This window comes from Pseudomonas sp. SIMBA_041 (assembly GCF_046535095.1).
Taxonomy (GTDB): Bacteria; Pseudomonadota; Gammaproteobacteria; order Pseudomonadales; family Pseudomonadaceae; genus Aquipseudomonas; species Aquipseudomonas mucoides.
This window is the reverse complement of record NZ_JAWRXJ010000031.1, coordinates 1-669: the sequence shown is the minus strand read 5'-3', so window position 1 is coordinate 669 and position 669 is coordinate 1. Positions and strand designations below refer to the sequence as shown.

The window sequence follows — 669 nt, the reverse complement described above, 5'->3', positions numbered from 1 at the left end:
CGTGAAACACGGCAATGCGATCGGTCATGCCGAGCAACTCGGGCAGTTCCGAACTGATCAGGACGACGCCGACGCCGTCGGCCGCCAGGCGGTCCATCAGCCCGTAAATCGCGTATTTCGCGCCGACGTCGATGCCGCGCGTCGGCTCGTCGAGGATCACCAGCTCCGGATCGGTGATCAGCGCCATCGCCGCCATCAGCCGCTGCAACTGACCGCCCGACACCTGGTGCGGATAGCGTCTGCCGATCGTCTCGGGCTCCGGCAGCGCGAGCGCGCGGAACAGCTCGACCGCCTTCGCCTGCGCAGCGCGCTTCGTCATCGTGCGGTGGATCAGCGCGCTCTCGATCACCTGATCGAGGATCGTGCGCGACGGGTTGAACGCGGCCGCCGCGCTCTGCGCGATGTACGCGACCTTGCGGCCGCGCAGCGCCGCGAGCGCCGGCGCGGACAGCGTGCAGACGTCGGCGCCGTCGAACTTCACCGAGCCGCCGGCGATCCGGCAGCCCGCGCGCGCATGGCCCATCAGCGACAGCGCGATCGTCGTCTTGCCGGAGCCCGATTCGCCGATCACACCGACCGTCTGGCCGCGCCCGATGCGCAGGTCGACCTCATGCAGGATCACCTTCGCGGGCCAGCCTTGCGCGTTACGGGCGCCGTAGCCGGCGATCG

General features: G+C 70.0%; 1 protein-coding gene. It reads right to left on the bottom strand.

Annotation, left to right across the window (positions count from 1 at the left end; translation table 11 throughout):
- Positions 1-669: ATP-binding cassette domain-containing protein (locus tag SB725_RS30075; RefSeq protein ID WP_410923008.1), on the bottom strand; the 669-nt coding region annotated here is incomplete at both ends.